Here is an 18199-nt window from a genome sequence, read left to right as displayed (position 1 = left end):
TTATATTGGCTCATCAGTTTTATTTATGAATCCAGCTGAGAATTACATACTGAACCAGCCGGAACCCTATCGTTCCATACTATTGGTGCTGCAGGTGCTCATAGAGCAAAAGGTCGATAAGGATCTGGACCTTCGATTTAAATATGGTATTCCCTTTTATTATTATCGTGATAAACCCTTTTGTTATTTGAACCGTTCGGGTACTTATGTTGATATGGGTTTTAACCGCGGTAGTTTATTGGAAGCGCATCAGCATTTAATGGAGGGTAGGAACCGGAAGATGGTTCGTTCGTTAAGGTATCATTTCCCGGAAGAGATCGATGCTGAAATAGTGGAAGGGGTTTTAACCGAAGCACGAATGCTGTATGATTAAAACCCCTTGGGTAAATTTACAGGGAGTTGACTGCCTGCCTGATAGTTACCAGGTCTTTCAGCAGTTTTTCCATATTGTCAAGGTGTAGCATATTGGCTCCGTCGCTTTTAGCATTCGCCGGGTCAAAATGGGTTTCCATGAATATTCCGTCAACACCGGCAGCCATGCCTGCGCGTGCGATGGTTCCGATCATATCAGGTCGGCCACCCGTAACCCCGCTAGACTGGTTGGGTTGCTGTAACGAATGGGTCACATCAAGCACTACAGGAGCAAATTGTTTCATCGTAGGGATTCCCCTGAAGTCTACTATCATATCCTGGTATCCGAACATGGTTCCACGGTCGGTGACCATCGCCTGTTGGTTGCCCGCATCAAATACCTTCTGAACGGCGTGTTTCATACTTTCAGGACTCATGAACTGCCCTTTTTTCAGGTTTACGACCTTTCCTGTTTCGGCAGCGGCCACAACCAGGTCTGTTTGTCTCACCAAAAAAGCAGGGATCTGCAGCACGTCTACGTATTCTGCTGCCATCGCAGCGTCTGAACTTTCGTGGATATCTGTAATAGTTGGTACCTGGAAGGTTTCCGATACTTTTCTCAAAATTTTCAGGGCCTTCTCGTCTCCGATCCCTGTAAATGAATCGATACGGCTGCGATTGGCCTTTTTAAAGCTTCCCTTGAAAACATAAGGGATCTTCAGGGTGTCGGTTAGTTTAACCATGTGCTCGGCGATACGAAGGGCCATATCTTCCCCTTCGATGGCACACGGACCTGAGAGCAGAAAGAAGTTGTTGCTGTCTGCGTGTTTTATCTGGGCTATTTTATGTAAATCCATTGCCTGTAATTTTAGGTTGCAAAGATACTCTTTTTAAGAAGACAGCAACAGCACGTAAAGGAAGTCCGACTCAGGAGTTTAGCATAATAATTGTGAATATTTAAAGATTTAGGAAATAAATAAAACGTACCTTTGCGCCCTTAATTTTAATAGGGATATGACAGCCATTAGAAATATAGCGATTATAGCGCACGTTGACCACGGTAAAACCACCCTGGTCGACAAGATCCTTCATCATTGTGAACTGTTCCGGGATAACCAGGAAACAGGTGAATTGATACTGGATAATAATGATCTGGAACGCGAACGAGGAATAACCATTCTTTCAAAAAACGTTTCGGTCAATTACAAAGGAACCAAGATCAATATCATCGATACCCCCGGTCACGCCGATTTCGGTGGTGAGGTAGAGCGTGTGCTTAACATGGCAGACGGGGTACTGCTTTTGGTAGATGCTTTTGAAGGTCCTATGCCACAAACCCGTTTTGTATTGCAAAAGGCCATCGATTTGAAACTGAAACCAATCGTGGTGGTGAATAAGGTCGATAAAGATAACTGTACCCCCGATGAGGTTCATGAGTCGGTTTTCGATCTTATGTTCGAACTCGGCGCCGAAGAATGGCAGCTGGACTTCCCGACCGTTTACGGATCTGCCAAGAACAACTGGATGTCTGACGACTGGAAAAATCAGACCAACAGCATCGAACCTTTGCTCGATATGGTTGTGGAACATATTCCCGCACCGGAAGTGAAGACAGGTACCACTCAAATGCTGATCACCTCTCTCGATTATTCTTCCTTTACCGGAAGGATCGCTATCGGAAGGCTTCAACGCGGAGAGCTTAAAGCAGGTATGCCTGTTTCCCTGGTGAAGAGAGATGGCAGTATTGTGAAATCAAGAATTAAGGAACTACATACCTTTGACGGATTAGGACGTAAAAAAGTAGACATGGTGGAGGCAGGAGATATCTGTGCCATCGCCGGACTTGACGGATTTGATATCGGAGATACCATCGCTGATTTCGAAAATCCGGAAGGATTGCCGACCATCGCCATCGATGAGCCTACCATGAGTATGCTCTTTACGATCAACGATTCGCCCTTCTTCGGAAAAGACGGAAAGTTCGTTACTTCAAGACACGTGAAAGAGCGTTTGGAGAAGGAACTGGAAAGAAACCTTGCCCTGAGGGTTCAGCCTACCGACAGTGCTGATAAATTTATGGTCTTTGGTCGTGGTGTACTTCACCTTTCGGTATTGATCGAAACCATGAGACGCGAAGGCTATGAACTGCAGATCGGACAGCCTCAGGTAATCATCAAGGAGATCGATGGGGTTAAATGTGAGCCTGTCGAAGAACTGACCATCGACCTGCCGGAAGATGTAAGTGGAAAAGCGGTTGAAATGGTAACCCAGCGAAAGGGAGAAATGCTGAGCATGGAACCTAAGGGAGAGCGTATGATCATTAAGTTCAACATTCCTTCAAGAGGAATCATCGGACTCAGAAATCAACTGCTTACCGCAACTGCAGGAGAGGCGATCATGAACCACCGCTTCATCGAATTTCAACCATTTAAAGGAGAGATCCCAGGGCGTATCAACGGTTCCCTGATCTCAATGGAAAAAGGAACATCCATTCCTTACTCTATGGATAAATTGCAGGAACGTGGTAAATTTTTCATTCATCCGGGTGAAGAGATATATACCGGGCAGGTGATCGGTGAGAATTCACGTGGCGATGATATGACTGTGAACGTGACCAAGACCAAAAAGCTTACCAACATTCGTTCTGCAGGAGCTGATGATAAAGTAAAACTGGCCCCTCCTATCAAGTTCTCTTTGGAGGAAGCGCTTGAATACATACAAAAGGATGAATATGTTGAGGTAACACCTAAAAACATGAGATTGCGGAAGATCTATTTAGATGAAAACGAACGCAAACGAATGGAAAAACAATTAGGATAACAAAAAAAAGGAAGCCGTGAGGCTTCCTTTTTTTTGTTATGGGGTTATGGGGTTATGGGGTTATGGGGGTATGAGGTTATGAGGGTATGTATATGCAAAATCTGTTATAAGCCTGATAGTAGAAAGATTGCTTCACCCCATTGAGTGTGGTTCGCAAAGACGTACCCTCTGACTACCTGACTACCTCACCATCACAACACACTTCTTAAATATCCACCATCGAGGGGAATGCTGTTCCCGGTGAGATAAGCCGCCTGATCTGACGCTAAAAAGGCGACCAGATAGCCATATTCGATCGGTTTCCCGATTCTTTTTACGGCGTTGCTTTCTGCCATTTCCTTTTCCAGTTCTTCCATGGATTTACCGCTTCGCTCGGCCTTCTTCTCATTGACCGCCTCCAGGCGTTCGGTATCGAAATAACCGGTAAGAATATTGTTTACAGTGATTCCGTCTTTGCCTGTTTCCTGTGATAAAGATTTTGCCCAGGTAATAATACTTGAACGAATGGTGTTAGACAGCACCAATTCAGGCTTAGGCTCTTTAATCGTAACCGAAGTGACATTGATAATGCGTCCCCATTTCTGTTTTTGCATGTGGGGGAGAACCAGGCGGGTAGCTCTGACAACCGAAGAAAACAGCAGGCTAAAGGCCTCTTCGTAGTCTTCTGTAACTTTTTCACTCACGTATCCTGGCGCAGGCCCGGGGGTGTTATTTACCAGAATATCAATAGGGTTGTCTGTCACATATTCAGAGAGTATCATTTCATATCTCTTCTGGTTCTGAAGGTCGATCACAAGGTACTGATGTTTCTGCGATTCCCCCGCGGGTAGTTCGTTCAGCAAGGCTTTCATTTTTTCTTCGTCCCGGGCCATAAGGGTGACGCTGGCCCCGCTTTCTGCCAGCTGTCTGGCGATACCCTCCCCGATACCACGGCTGCTGCCGCCGATCAGGGCTCTTTTATTTTTTAAAGATATATGCATGGCTAACGGTATTCTTCGCGTACAGGTGAAAAGATGTCGGTTATTTTACAGGGTGTCAGGGCTTTTCCTCCGTGAGGCACATGGGGCGGCAGATAAACCACCGTTCCTGCTTCATAAATTCTGGTGTCTCCGTCAACGGTGAGTTCAAATCGTCCCTCGGTCACCTGCATGATCTGTTCGTTATGGTGACTGTGTACAGGGATTTCAGACCCTTCTTCCACTTCCCAGTAAGCGATGGTGGTATGTTCGGTATGTATCAGTCTTCCGTGAAAGCCTTTGATGATCTCTTTGGGTGTAATGTCTTTAAGCTCGATGTCCATTGTTTTTTTTGGTTATGGGGTTATGGGGTTATGGGGTTATGGGGTTATGGGGTTATGGGGTTATGGGGTTATGGGGTTATGGGGGTATGAGGTTATGGGGGTATGAGGTTATGGGGGTATGAGGTTATGAGGTTATGAAGTGATGATCTTTATAATCTAAAATCTACAATCTACATTCTATAATCCTCCTCCTTCTCCTTAATAATTAAACATTAACCATTCATAATTCCATTAACGACTAACGACTAACGACTCCCGACTAACGACTCTTCGTCTCACATAAACTTATGCCTTCTTCCGGCCATAGCTGCACCAATAATACCGGCCTGGTTGCGGCCTTCTGCGGGAACGATCTCTGTTCTGATATCGATCTGCTCCTTGATCTCCTGCCAGTACTTACTGCCTCCGCCTCCGATGATGAACAGGTCAGGGGAGAAGATCAGTTCGGCATATTCAAAAAAGTTATTGAGTCGCTTACCCCATTTTTCGAAACTCATATCTTTTGATTTTCGAACCGAATTAGCCGCGTAATGCTCCACATTTTCATACTTCTTGTAGTACATCTGTCCGATCTCGGTATTCTGGATCAGTTGTCCGTTATAAAATGCTCCCGATCCGATACCGGTACCCAGGGTGATTACCAAAACGAAGCCGGTTCTGTTCTTTCCTGCCCCAAAATGCATTTCGGCCAGGCCAGCAGCATCGGCGTCATTGATCACGGTGATGGGTTGGCCGACGAGTTCAGAGAAATAATTCTCAACATTGATGCCTACCCATTTATCGCTGAGATTGCTGGCAGAGAGGCAAACGCCGTTTTTCATCGAGGTGGGGAAGCCACATCCTATCGGGCCGTTCCACTTAAAGTGGTCGACGATCTGGGTGACTACTTTTCCCATTTTTTTCGGAGAACCTGATTCCGGCGTGGGGATGCGAAAACGCTCAGTTATCATCTCGCCGGTTTTAATATCCACAATTCCGCCTTTCATTCCCGATCCGCCAATATCTATCCCGAGTACTTCCATTGGAGTGTTGCTGCTTTTTTTAGAATAGGTTAAAATTAAGGTTTTGTTTTAAAAGGGCTTCCTGATTAGCTGACTTTCCTTATTGGCCTGATACAGCTCAGACGCTTTTTTGTACCACCTCAAAGACCTTACTGCCATCACACTTAAGTGTCTTTGAAGGGAATTTCAACAAAAGAGCATAGTCATGGGTCGCCATCAGGATGGTTCTTCCTGACTTATTGATCTCCTGTAATACTTTCATGACTTCCACACTGGTCTGAGGGTCCAGGTTACCGGTGGGCTCGTCGGCCAGGATCAGCTCAGGGTCGTTCAGCAACGCCCGGGCGATAGCTACCCTTTGTTGTTCACCACCTGAAAGCTGATGAGGAAATTTGAAACCCTTGGTGCCCATCCCTACTTTTTTAAGGACCTCTGATATTCGGTTGTCGATCAGGTCTTTGTCTTTCCACCCTGTGGCTTTCAGTACAAACAGCAGGTTGTCATGTACCGTTCGGTCAGGTAATAATTTAAAGTCCTGGAACACGATCCCGAGTTTTCGTCTCAGAAAAGGAATGTCTTTTTCTTTTAATGACTTGAGGTCAAAGCCAACGATACTACCCGACCCCTGTTGGAGTGGCAGATCACCGTATAAAGTCTTCATAAAGCTGCTCTTTCCGCTGCCTGTTTTTCCAATCAGGTAAACGAATTCACCTTGTTCAATATCAAGGGTTATCTCGCTCAAAACCAGATTTTCTTTCTGGTAAATGGCTACTTCCCGAAGTTCGAGGATCGTCTCGCTCATTTCAATCTCTTTGTTCTTCCGGTAAAGGTAAGAACTTAATCGAAGTGTCAAAACAGACTTTTTTCAGCTTTCTTCCGTCTGAAATCCGCCTGATTTTATTTTCTTCTCTTTTATCATAATTATAACAGATTTGCTCCGTTATTACTATGTTTGTTCGTGTATTTTTGAATCGTACCTATAATTTGTCCTTATGAACTTGTCACAGCGTTTAGCCTGCTTAACCGGTATGCTCATATCCCTGTCTGCCTTCTCTCAGCAATCTGAAGTATACACTCATGATAATGCCTTGTACAAAGAGGCACTTGAGCTGTATAATCAGGAGCAGTATCAGGCGGCACAGATACTGTTTGAAAAGGTGAAAAAGAACTCTGATGATTTCGATACCCAGGCAGATGCTTCTTATTATATCGCCAATGCGGCCATTCGCACCAATCAACTGGGAGCCGATAAAATGATGGAAGATTTTTTCGAGCAGTATCCCACTTCAACCAGGCGAAGTTCTGCCTATCTGGATGTTGCGAATTACTATTTTGACCAGGGGAAATATGCCTATGCACTCCGCTGGTTCGACAAAGCTGAAGGCAATAGTCTGAGCCTGGGAGAAAGAGACGAATTCAACTTCAAAAAAGGCTATGCGCTTTTTGTTACCGGGAATCACGACAAGGCACGGGTATACCTTGACAAGGTTTCGATCACTAAGAAATACGGGGCTCAGGCCAAGTATTACATCGGGTACATGGCTTACCAGGGAGACGATTATAATGAGGCAAACCTCTACTTTGATGAGATAAGAGGAGAGGAAGAGCTGTCTGAAAACCTGTCTTATTACCAGGCCGATATGAATTTTAAACTGGGTAAGTTTGAAAAGGCCATCGCTCTGGCCAAAGAGCAACTGCCTGCAGCCGACCCCCAGGAACGTTCACAACTCAATAAGATCATCGGTGAAAGTTATTTCAATCTTGGAGAATATGAGGCTGCCATACCTTATCTCAGAGAATATAAAGGACTAAAGGGTAAGTGGAATAATACCGACTATTACCAGTTAGGCTATGCTTATTACAAACAGGGTCAGTATGATGAAGCTATTGATCAGTTCAATAAGATCATCGATGGGAGCAATGCGGTGGCACAGAATGCCTACTATCATCTGGGGGAATGTTATCTTAAAACCGGTGCCAAGCAACAGGCCCTTAATGCCTTCAGAAACGCATCAGGGATGCCTTTTAATGAAACCATTAAACAAGATGCCTATCTCAATTATGCCCGCCTGAGCTATGAACTGGGTAACCCATACGAACCGGTGCCCCAGGTGCTGCAGGGGTATCTTCAGGCTTACCCTGCTACTGAGCATACCGCAGAGATCGAGTCTCTGCTGGTAGATTCATATATCACGTCAAAGAACTACGAGGCTGCCCTGGAATTTTTAGAAAAGAACCAGAGTCTCAGCAGTAAAACCACCTATCAGAAAGTCGCCTTTTACCGCGGACTGGAACTCTTTCAGCAGGGAGATTACCAGCAGGCGGCCTACTATCTGGACCGATCGCTGGAGCAGCAGCGCGTGGGTACATTCACGGCGAGAGCTCTCTACTGGTTGGCTGAATCTAATTATCGCATGGGAAATACGGGGGAGGCAGAAGCTTATTTCAAGCGGTTCAACACCCACCCTGATGCTCCTGAAGTCGATGAGTATAAATGGGTGTATTACAACCTGGGATATACAGCATTTAAGCAAAAGAACTATGATGAGGCAGCCACCTGGTTCGAGCGTTTTACCTCCCGCAGTTCGAATGCGGAAAAGGAATATTTAAAAGATGCCTGGTTGCGGCTGGGAGATGCCCGTTTTGCCCTTAGTAGCTACTGGCCTGCCATGGAGGCCTATAACCAGGCCATAGATATGGGCGGCAAGGGTGCAGATTATGCGGCGTACCAAAAGGCAATCTCTTACGGTTTTGTAGACCGTATGGATAAGAAGATCGAAACCCTGAATTCTTTTACTGCTCAATTTCCGGGTTCAACCCTGAAAGACGACGCCTATTATGAACTGGGTAATACCTTTGTGAACAATAACCGTCCGGATGACGGAATAGCAGCCTATCGGAAGCTTACCCGGGAATACCCGATGAGCTCTTTTGTGCCTAAAGCCATTCTGAAAGAGGGGCTGGTCTATTATAACCGCGGAGAGAATGAAAAGGCTCTGGAGCGTTTTCGTACACTGGTGAGGGATTATAAAAATACCGAAGAGGCCATTCAGGCTGTTGCCACAGCTAAACTTATCTATGTAGATGAGGGGAGGGTGAGCGAATATGCTGCCTGGGTAAAAGGGCTTGATTTTGTTGAAGTGACAGATGCTGAGCTTGACAGTGCCACTTTTGAATCTGCCGAACGCGCCTATTCAGAAAATAACTGGCAGGCTGCTATCAGGAACCTGGAAAAGTACCTCGAAGAATTCCCTCAGGGGATGCACCAGTTAAAAGCCGAATTCTATCTGGCCCAGGCTTATTATAACAACGGGCAGCCGCAACAATCGGTTTCTCATTATCGCCGTGTGATCGAGGCTGGCCGTACCGAGTACAACGAGCAGGCCCTGGCCAGGCTGGCAGAGATAGCGCTGGATGAAGAACGATACACCGAAGCTATTCCGTTGTTGAAAAGATTGGAGACCGAGGCAGATTTTCCGCAGAACATTACCTACGCCCGTTCAAATCTTATGAAGGCTTATTACCGCCTGGATCAGTATGATCAGGCGATCGCCTATGCCCGTAAAGTATTATCAGAGCCTGAGACCGACGATCGTATAAAAAGTGATGCTTATGTGGTGATCGCAAGATCGGCTATTGCAACAGGTGATGAACGAAGCGCACGGGAAGCCTATGCCCGGGTTCGGGAGATCGCAACCGGTTCCCTTGCTGCCGAAGCCCTGTATTACGAAGCTTACTTTAAAAATAAGGACGGTGATTATAAAGCTTCAAACGAAGCGGCTCAGAAACTGGCCCGTGATTATTCGGCATATAAAGAAACCGGAGGAAAAGGATTGGTGCTGATGGCGAAAAACTTCTATGCCCTGAACGATGCTTTCCAGGCCACTTATATACTTGAAAACGTGATAGATAATTTCGGACAGTACCCTGAAATTACAACCGCTGCCAAAGAAGAGCTGCAACGAATCAAGTCGAAGGAATCAATGACCAACTCATCTGTCGACCCGAATCAAAATTAAAACTGACCATGTTCAACGATAAAAAAGAAACCAAATCGATGCCGGTAACTAAAACAGGGGTGTTCAGAACTCTTATTATCAATGGTATTATTCTTTGCAGTGCCGGAAATCTCTGGTCGCAGGAACCCGAACAACAAGAGAAAGAAAAAGACCTGGGAACCGAGGTTGTAAATGTGGTCAAGGCCTATACCCCAACCGTGGGCGATGCTGAAAAACTTTACGTGGCTCCGGTACTGACCGATTCTGTGACCACTACCCGGAAAACCATTCAGTACACTATTAATTCGGTACCTGTAGCATCTACTTTCACCCCCGCCAAGGGAAAGGCTAATGTGATCAAACAAGAGCCGCGGGAACCTTTATTCAATTCTTATACTGCGCTCGGACTTGGGAACTATAATACGGCTCAGGTAGATTTTTACAGCAGTACCCCCCTGAACCGTGATGAGTTTCTCGATGTGATCGTAAATCATCATTCAGCTCAGGGAGATATCGATCAGGTATTCCTGGACACCCGTTTTTTCGATACGGAGCTTGAAGGGCATTACCGCCGCAAGAACCGCTATTCACAATGGGAGGTTGAGGGTGGCTTCGGTCATGAGATCTATAATTGGTACGGGGTGCCTCAGGGTGTTTTCTCTCAGGCTCAGCTCGAATCGATAGATGAGCGGCAAAGTTATTACCATGCCCATTTCGGAGGGAACCTGCAGTTGCCCGAATCTTATTTCGGAGGAGGTGCTGCCGGACTGGATTATTTTTGGGATGGTTATGAATCAACAGAACTCAATGTGATGGCCACTCCTGAATTTATACTTTCATTAGGGGACGAAAACCTGAATGTCGGTACTGAGCTGAATTACCTGAACGGCAGTCAGGTCATCAACTACGGGAATGATGACCCCATTGCTTACAGTAACCTGATAGCAGAGGTGGCGCCCTCCCTGCAAATACTTGAAGATGACCTTACCATCGACCTTGGAGCTGCAGTGGTTTATAATAATGACTTTGAGTCTGGAACGGGCAACTTTTTTATATATCCTCGCGTTTCAGCCTCTTATAACCTGGTTGAAGAATACCTCATTCCTTATGCCGGAGTGAAAGGAGATCTTCAGCAGAACACCTACCGGGAATTTGTTGCCGATAACCCCTTTGTTTCCCCAACGATTAACGTAACCCCGACAGATGCGCAGTATGATGCCTATGTTGGAGTTCGCGGGAAATTGCTGCCGAACCTGAGCTATGATCTCAAAGGGTCTTATATGGCTGCCAATAATCAGCCGTTGTTTCGTAACAATCCGCTCACCGGTCTGACCGTTACCGATGGTGAGGATGGCTATCGTTACGGGAATTCTTTTGGTGTGGTCTATGATGACATACGTACACTTTCCATCGCAGGAGAATTAAATTTTAACCTGAACAACGACCTGAACGTAGGGCTTAACGCTGCGGTTCGGGATTATAATACCGATGAGGAGGCTGAGGCATGGAACCTGCCTTCACTGGAGGGTTCCCTGTTCGCTGAATACAGTTTTGGTAAAAAATGGCATGCCGGGGCAGACTTCTTCTATATAGGAAATCGTAAAGATCGCATGGACACTCCCTTGCTGTTAAATCCTGAGATCGTTACGCTTGATGGTTATTTTGATCTCAATGCAAGACTTTCTTATGATATCAGTAAGCAGTTGGGTGCTTTCGTGAAGCTGAACAATATGACCAATAATGATTACGCCCGTTGGATGAACTTCAGGGTGCAGGGCTTTCAGGTGCTTGCCGGAGCCTCCTATAAGTTCGACCTGTAAAGATTACTTTTTGTAAGTGTTGATGGTTTTTAATAATCGGGAAGATTGCGACAGCAGCCAATCCAGCTGGTTGGTTAGCAGTCTCAGATCTTTTTGATAAGCCAGGGGCTTCTCGCCAGGGAATTCTGTTGTATTACTCATTTTAGCTTTATAGTTCCTGAGATATTCTCGGGCTTCCTTTATTTCCGTTTCTGCGCTTAGAGGTATTGATTCATAATCGGTAAAGGCTGAAGCGCATGCAAGCGCCTCATTCAGGGCATTCATGCCTACATCCATTAATACCGGAGCTGCTACTCCCTTTGACATCTGAAAATATGTTCCCAGGCTTGCGGCAGAGGAGAGGGTGGTTTGGTTAATCGCTACTATTTCGAATAATTCGGTAAGCTTAGTCTGCCTGTTTTCAGGCTCCTGCGTCATGCGCTGAAACCCTGAGTGCAGCCTGGAGATCTCTATAAAGGCTTTTTTTCTTGCCAGCTTGTACCTGGTGTCGGTACCGGTGTTTTCCCGGTAGATGCGATGAACCTCATTCAGATAGTCCAGATTGGCCCTGATGCTGCTTTTAATGAGGTTGTCGATATGGTCTTTTTCCCATATGGGGAACAATAAATAGCTTGCCGTCACGGCCATGGCGATCCCGATAAGGCTATCGATCAAACGAAGTTCCACCACCTTGAAAGGTTCCGGGATCAGCAAAGTGTAAAGAAAAACTATCGAGAGGGTGATATAGGCCGAAGAGATCTTATAATTTTCCTGGGTGAAGGTAAAAGCCAACGCAAATGACAGGTAGGTTAATACGGCTATAACAGCAACGGGAGGCTTTGTCATCAGGACCACACCTGCTGCAAAAAGCCCGATAAGCGTGCCAACTGTACGCTGTCTGGATCTTTGCTTTGTCAGCGCATAACCCGGACGTAGAATTACGATGATGGTGATAAAAACCCAATAGAATTGAGGTACTGAAAAGTAATTGCATAGCAGGTATGCAACCATGATCGTTATCGATAATCGCAATGCATGCCTGAAGATCGGTGAATCAAAAGAGAGTTGACTCCATAGTTCCTGAAACCCGTACGATCGTTCATTAAGGAATTGTTGTGGTTCGATCTTGTTCAGTTTCTTTATATCCGGGTTGAAAGTGCCTTTAATAATGCGCTCCATATTGGCGATCACCTGGCTCAGTTTTTCCAGATAATCAAGCAGGTTGCTAAGGCTCAGCAGGTCGTTCCTGTCTTTCTCATTCAGTGTGACTTTGCTGAGGGATACAATTCGATCACGTGGAGCAGAAAGTGCCCCTGCAATCTCCCGGGCAGAAAGGGAATCGATTTCCAGACTGCTTAGATTTCTCATAGTCTTGCTAAAGACCCCGATCGTTTGGGTGAGTTCCTCTTTCAGTATGGCCAGGTCAGGATGTATTTTCTGGTTTTGCTCGATTCTCAGGGTGTTGGCTACTGAGAGTTCCATCAGGTCGATGAATTCTATCAGTAAAAGCAGTCTCCTTGAAGCCAGAGTGTCTTTACCCGATCGCAATCGTTTGTTGATGATTTGATTGCGCAACACTTCATGCAGATCGAAAATATCGTTTTGCTTCTCCAACAGTTCGTTATATAGCTCACCGTCGAATCCTTTTTCAAGCAGGGTCTTTCTTTGCTCAAGATAATCGGCAGTATAAAGAAAGCATTTGCTGAATTGTTCCCTGATGTATTTTCGGTTGCCAAGATTTCTGAATATCAGGCTAAGCAGGAAATACCAGGCACCTCCCGAAAATATCAGAGCAGCAGCCAGTAGAGGGGGGGTTGAGGTAGCCGCCCCGGCGAAGGCAACGCTCAGGGCTCCCAGACCTGCAAAGGCGATCAGCGAAGCTCTGAACCCGTATACGGAGATCATGGCTGTACTAAAGACCAGAATACCCAAAACGGGTACCACGAATAGGGTATCCCTGGTGAATTGAATGATCAGGTAATTAAAGATTCCGAGGATAAGAGCCGCCAGGATACCCCGGTTAGCGTATTTACCGGTTCCGGGGATGTCGCTCAGTGCGGTGATCAGAACTCCTAAAGCAAAGCTGCTGCCGTAACTGATAGTGTCTGTAAGGTAAGCCACCATGACGGGAACAAAGGCTGCACTGCTGATAAGCAGTCCTCTGCTGAAATTATAGCTTCTTAATACCTCGCCGATTTTTTTCAATTTACGAATGATCAAAGAGGATGGGGCTGTGGAAACCCTTCCTCATTTTTTAAAATTTTAAACCTATTTTTGTTAATCAACTAAACTAATCACTTATGAAAAAGCTGTTTATTGGCCTGTGTGCTGCTGTGCTTACGGTGTCTTGTGCCCAAAAGGAACAGGCCGATCTTGTTGTTGTCAATGCCAATGTATATACGGTTGATTCCCTCTCGGGCAAAGCTACGGCTTTTGCCGTGAAAGACGGTAGATTCCTGGCTGTGGGGGATGAAGAAGCCATTAAGAATTCATTTGAGTCAGATTCGCTTATCGACGCCGGTGGTCGTACCATATTGCCCGGATTGATCGATGCTCATTGTCATTTCTACGGCCTGGGTTTAAACCAGCAGCGGGTTGACCTTGTTGGAACAGGCAGTTACGAAGAAGTCATTGAGCGCGTACAGCGATTTCATGAAGAAAAGGGGAGCGATTTCATACTTGGACGTGGATGGGATCAGAACGACTGGGAAGAAAAGGCTTTTCCCGACAGAGCACCTCTTGATGAGATGTTTCCTGATATCCCTGTCATTTTAGAAAGGGTTGATGGCCATGCCTATCTTGTAAACGGAAAGGTGCTTGAGATGGCGGGAATAGATGCAGAAACCCGAGTAAGTGGAGGGGAGGTCGTGATTGAGAACGGCAGGGTTACCGGAGTCCTGGTAGATAACCCCATGGGCCTGGTGGATGCCATTATTCCTGAATATTCCCTGAATACTAAAATACAGGCTTTGAAAGATGCAGAGCGTATTTGTTTCGATCACGGCCTTACCACTGTGAATGATGCAGGTTTGGATCGTGAGGTGATCGAGCTGATCGACAGTCTGCAGCAAGCCGGGGAACTCAATATTCGTGTTTACGCCATGATCAGTAATACTCCCGACAACCTTGATCATTATCTGGATAAGGGTGTTATAAAAACTCCGGGTCTCAACGTCAGGTCTGTTAAAGTATATGGTGACGGAGCTCTGGGCTCGAGAGGGGCCGCCATGCGTGCACCCTATAGCGATAAAGACGGACATTTCGGGGCGATGGTGACTCCGGTAGATTCGATTTACAACCTGGCCCGGCGTCTGGTACAAACAGATTTCCAGATGAATACCCATGCCATTGGAGATTCGGCGAATATCGTGGTGCTTCGCGCCTACGAAAAAGCTTTGGTAGGAATGAAAGACAGACGATGGAAGATCGAACACGCTCAGATCCTTTCGATGGAAGATTTCGATTATTTCTCCCGTAACATTATTCCAAGTGTCCAGCCTACCCATGCGACCAGTGATATGTACTGGGCCGAAGACCGGGTGGGGGAAGAGCGTATCAAAGGTGCATATGCCTATAAGAAGCTGCTGGAAGAGGCCGGAATACTGGCTTTGGGTACCGACTTCCCGGTAGAACAGGTGAGTCCGTTTCTTACCTTTTATGCAGCTGTGGCACGAAAAGACCTGAAAGGATATCCGGAAAGCGGATTTCAGATGAAGGATGCCTTGAGCAGGGAAGAAACCCTCAAGGGAATGACCATCTGGGCAGCCTATTCAAATTTCGAGGAAGAAGAGAAAGGAAGCATCGAACCCGGTAAAATGGCAGATTTCGTAATTCTTGACCGCGATATCATGGAGGTGCCCGAGGAAGATATCCCGCAAACACAGGTGTTGAATACCTTTGTCGGGGGGAAGGCTGTTAAGTAGGTAAATAGGTAAGTGGGTAAATAGGTAAACAGGTAGGTGGGAAGGAACTGCCACTGCCTCCACAGCTCGTTACTATTTTTCAGCCAGGCTTGTTACAAGATGCTTTTATTTGTTAAGGAGCAAAGGAGCAAAGGAGCAAAGGAGCGAAGTAGTGAAGTGCTATTGCCTTTTCAACTTCGGTTTAAATGGATAATCCCCTTAGACCAGGGAGCCGGCCACCTTCCCCTGAGACGTTTTAGCTCGCAGGGAAATATATCGATAGTAAGAATGCCGTGTTACCCTCTTCTCAGAAAGGGGGTAATTCCCCACATTCCTTCCTAACCTATGCACTAACCCATCACCCCATCACCCCATCACCCCATAACTTCATACCCTCATAACCCCATAACAAAAAAAGCTGCCCTTTCAGGCAGCTTTTTTATTGTTCTGTTGACTATAAAACTATTGAGCAGGTTTGATAGGAACTGCGACCCGAAGCTTATCCCAACCCATGAGCATATTGGCTCCTTCATCGGTGGGTTCAAAAGTGATGGAAAATGCTTCAAGTGAATTTTCTCCCTGTTTGGCCGGTACATCGATACGTGCCACGTCTTTTGCCGGATCGTAATTATACGCTCCCCATATATCGGTGTCAGCATTGATGATGACCGTCCACTGATCCTTCCCGGGTATAGTGAACAGGCTATAGGTTCCGGCAGGGATCTCACTTCCACCCAGCAATACATCTTCGTAGAATTTGATCTCGGTAGCTTCGTTGGCACCGGTTCTCCATACTTTTCCGAAAGTGGCCAGTTCTTCTCCTACCACTCTTCCTTTCAGCATGGGTCGGCCGTAGATCACTTTAACCATTGGAGGGGCATCGCGTTCCACCCGAAATATAGCTATATCTGCAGGACTTTTATCCAGTCCGCTGAATTCCTGAGCATTAGCATTAGAAGTGAAGGCCAGGGCTACCCCTAATACCAGCATAGTGATTGATTGTTTGATCATAATGAGTGTAATTTTTTTATAAATGTTCTATTAAAACTACGAATTATGTACGACAAAGGGATGTTAAACTTTCACTAAACCCTTACAATTTTCCGGGAACTTACATTCTGATGAAATTCAGCAAACAAAAATCTTTAACTGGTTTAAAAATGTTGCTTAATACTTATATTAAGTTATAAATAGTAATTTAATTGTGAATTATGGTTTTAATTAAAAATATTAAACTCCATTTTTGATTTTAAATTAAACAAAGAGTTATGTGTGGAATTGTATGTGCATTCGAATTAAAGCAAGACGCAACCGAAATACGTTCGCAGGTTTTGAATATGTCTAAGAAGATACGTCACAGGGGTCCCGACTGGAGTGGTGTCTTCTCAAGCGGAAAAGCTGTACTGGCGCATGAGCGACTGGCCATTGTTGATCCGGCTTCGGGAAAGCAGCCTATTATAAGTGCTGACCGGCGGTATATTCTGGCAGCGAACGGTGAAATATACAACCACCGTGAACTGCGCTCCAGGCTTTCAGAGTCATATGATTTTCAGACCGGATCTGATTGTGAGGTGATCCTGGCCCTTTTCCGTGAGAAAGGTGCCGCCTTTCTCGATGAACTTAACGGAATTTTCGGCTTTGCCATATACGATAGCCTTACCGATACCTACCTGATCGCCCGTGATCATATGGGTATTATTCCGCTTTATATGGGGTGGGACCCCTTCGGAACATTTTATGTGGCCTCAGAGCTGAAGGCGCTGGAAGGCGTCTGTACTCACATAGAACTTTTTCCTCCGGGACATTACCTGAGCAGTTCTGATGAGAAGCCTGTAAGGTGGTATCAGCGCGATTGGTCTGATTATGAAGCCGTGAAAGAAAATAAGACCGAGATCGAAACCCTGAAAAAAGCTCTGGAAGATGCGGTACATCGCCAACTGATGTCTGATGTGCCTTATGGGGTTTTACTGAGTGGCGGACTGGATTCTTCGATCACTTCGGCTATAGCCAAACGATATGCAGAAAAACGTATCGAATCGGGTGATACCGACGAAGCCTGGTGGCCGAGACTGCATTCGTTTTCAATAGGCCTTGAAGGATCGCCCGATCTGGCGGCTGCTCAAAAGGTAGCCGATCATATCGGTACGGTTCATCATGAGATCAAGTTTACCATACAGGAAGGACTGGATGCGCTCAGGGATGTGATCTACCACCTGGAAACCTATGATGTGACTACAGTGAGAGCTTCCACTCCCATGTACCTGATGGCGCGTGTGATACGCTCTATGGGGATCAAAATGGTGCTTTCGGGTGAAGGAGCTGACGAAGTATTTGGGGGTTACCTGTATTTCCATAAAGCGCCCAGTGCAAAAGATTTTCACGAAGAGACCGTTAGAAAACTGGATAAGCTGCATCAGTATGACTGTCTGCGGGCCAACAAATCCCTGGCAGCATGGGGAGTAGAGGGTAGGGTGCCCTTTCTTGACAAAGAATTTATGGATGTTGCCATGCGCATCAACCCGGAAGATAAAATGATCAACGGAGAGCGTATGGAGAAATGGGTGATCAGGAAGGCTTTTGAGTCGTATTTACCGGAAAGCGTTGCCTGGAGACAAAAAGAACAATTCTCTGACGGGGTCGGATACAGCTGGATCGATACCCTGAAGGAGATGGTGGAAGAAAAGGTCAGCGATGAGCAAATGGCCAACGCCCGTTTTCGTTTTCCCATTCAGACACCATCCTCGAAAGAAGAGTATTATTACCGTACAATCTTTGCCGAACACTTCCCCTCAGATGCTGCTGCGCTGAGCGTTCCCTCAGTGCCTTCCGTGGCCTGCAGCACCCCTGTCGCACTGGAGTGGGATGAGGCGTTCAAAAACATGAACGACCCTTCGGGAAGAGCCGTGGCTAAAGTGCATACCGAGGCCTATGTTAAATAACTTCTGAAGCCTTTACAGATAAGGCGAAGCACGAGATCAGCAACAGTTGTGTTTTTCCACAATTACTGTTGATAACTTGAGGTGTTAAA

Annotated in this window: 13 protein-coding genes; 6 read left to right on the top strand and 7 right to left on the bottom strand. The window is 46.0% G+C overall.

Annotation, left to right across the window (positions count from 1 at the left end; translation table 11 throughout):
- The first annotated feature begins 25 nt into the window (after window positions 1-25).
- Complete coding sequence (locus K7R10_RS03890) at window positions 26-373, top strand: DUF1801 domain-containing protein (RefSeq protein ID WP_224483373.1); 348 nt, start codon at window positions 26-28, stop codon at window positions 371-373.
- Between the two features lie 16 nt (window positions 374-389).
- Here the strand turns inward: K7R10_RS03890 and kdsA are convergent, their stop codons facing one another.
- Entirely contained in the window at window positions 390-1208 is an 819-nt protein-coding gene (gene kdsA, locus K7R10_RS03885; protein ID WP_224483372.1) for a 3-deoxy-8-phosphooctulonate synthase, read from the bottom strand.
- Between the two features lie 157 nt (window positions 1209-1365).
- Here kdsA and typA point away from each other — a divergent pair, with 157 nt between their 5' ends.
- On the top strand, window positions 1366-3171 hold the full coding sequence (gene typA, locus K7R10_RS03880) for a translational GTPase TypA (protein ID WP_224483371.1): 1806 nt from the start codon (window positions 1366-1368) through the stop codon (window positions 3169-3171).
- Between the two features lie 191 nt (window positions 3172-3362).
- On the opposite strand, the gene K7R10_RS03875 is transcribed toward typA, so the two are convergent.
- From K7R10_RS03875 to K7R10_RS03860, 4 genes are all read right to left on the bottom strand, one after another.
- Window positions 3363-4151: an SDR family oxidoreductase gene (locus K7R10_RS03875; RefSeq protein ID WP_224483370.1), complete on the bottom strand. Its 789-nt coding sequence runs from the start codon at window positions 4149-4151 to the stop codon at window positions 3363-3365.
- A gap of 2 nt (window positions 4152-4153) precedes the next feature.
- On the bottom strand, window positions 4154-4471 hold the full coding sequence (locus tag K7R10_RS03870) for a cupin domain-containing protein (protein ID WP_224483369.1): 318 nt from the start codon (window positions 4469-4471) through the stop codon (window positions 4154-4156).
- Between the two features lie 275 nt (window positions 4472-4746).
- Window positions 4747-5493, bottom strand: coding sequence for a polyphosphate--glucose phosphotransferase (ppgK, locus tag K7R10_RS03865; RefSeq protein WP_224483368.1), 747 nt, complete (start codon window positions 5491-5493; stop codon window positions 4747-4749).
- 97 nt (window positions 5494-5590) lie between these two features.
- On the bottom strand, window positions 5591-6274 hold the full coding sequence (locus tag K7R10_RS03860; protein WP_224483367.1) for a cell division ATP-binding protein FtsE: 684 nt from the start codon (window positions 6272-6274) through the stop codon (window positions 5591-5593).
- A 190-nt stretch (window positions 6275-6464) separates the two neighbouring features.
- On the opposite strand from K7R10_RS03860, the gene K7R10_RS03855 reads away from it, so the two are divergent.
- Both K7R10_RS03855 and K7R10_RS03850 read left to right on the top strand, forming a co-directional pair.
- Window positions 6465-9491 carry a tetratricopeptide repeat protein gene (locus K7R10_RS03855; protein ID WP_224483366.1) on the top strand — a complete coding sequence of 1009 codons (3027 nt, stop codon included), beginning with the start codon at window positions 6465-6467 and terminating at the stop codon, window positions 9489-9491.
- Between the two features lie 8 nt (window positions 9492-9499).
- Window positions 9500-11290 carry a TonB-dependent receptor gene (locus tag K7R10_RS03850; RefSeq protein ID WP_224483365.1) on the top strand — a complete coding sequence of 597 codons (1791 nt, stop codon included), beginning with the start codon at window positions 9500-9502 and terminating at the stop codon, window positions 11288-11290.
- Window positions 11291-11293: 3 nt separating this feature from the next.
- On the opposite strand, the gene K7R10_RS03845 is transcribed toward K7R10_RS03850, so the two are convergent.
- A complete protein-coding gene (locus K7R10_RS03845) occupies window positions 11294-13474 on the bottom strand; it encodes an FUSC family protein (RefSeq protein WP_224483364.1) in 2181 nt (726 codons plus the stop codon).
- Between the two features lie 95 nt (window positions 13475-13569).
- Here K7R10_RS03845 and K7R10_RS03840 point away from each other — a divergent pair, with 95 nt between their 5' ends.
- Entirely contained in the window at window positions 13570-15192 is a 1623-nt protein-coding gene (locus K7R10_RS03840; RefSeq protein WP_224483363.1) for an amidohydrolase, read from the top strand.
- A 441-nt stretch (window positions 15193-15633) separates the two neighbouring features.
- Here K7R10_RS03840 and K7R10_RS03835 read toward each other — a convergent pair whose 3' ends face one another.
- Window positions 15634-16182, bottom strand: a complete 549-nt coding sequence (locus tag K7R10_RS03835) for a DUF2911 domain-containing protein (RefSeq protein WP_224483362.1) — start codon at window positions 16180-16182, stop codon at window positions 15634-15636.
- Between the two features lie 257 nt (window positions 16183-16439).
- Here K7R10_RS03835 and asnB point away from each other — a divergent pair, with 257 nt between their 5' ends.
- Entirely contained in the window at window positions 16440-18110 is a 1671-nt protein-coding gene (asnB, locus tag K7R10_RS03830) for an asparagine synthase B (protein ID WP_224483361.1), read from the top strand.
- Window positions 18111-18199: the final 89 nt, after the last annotated feature.

The sequence above is a fragment of the Robertkochia aurantiaca genome, assembly GCF_020166495.1.
Lineage (GTDB): Bacteria > Bacteroidota > Bacteroidia > Flavobacteriales > Flavobacteriaceae > Robertkochia > Robertkochia aurantiaca.
This window is presented reverse-complemented; position numbering and strand designations above follow the sequence as displayed.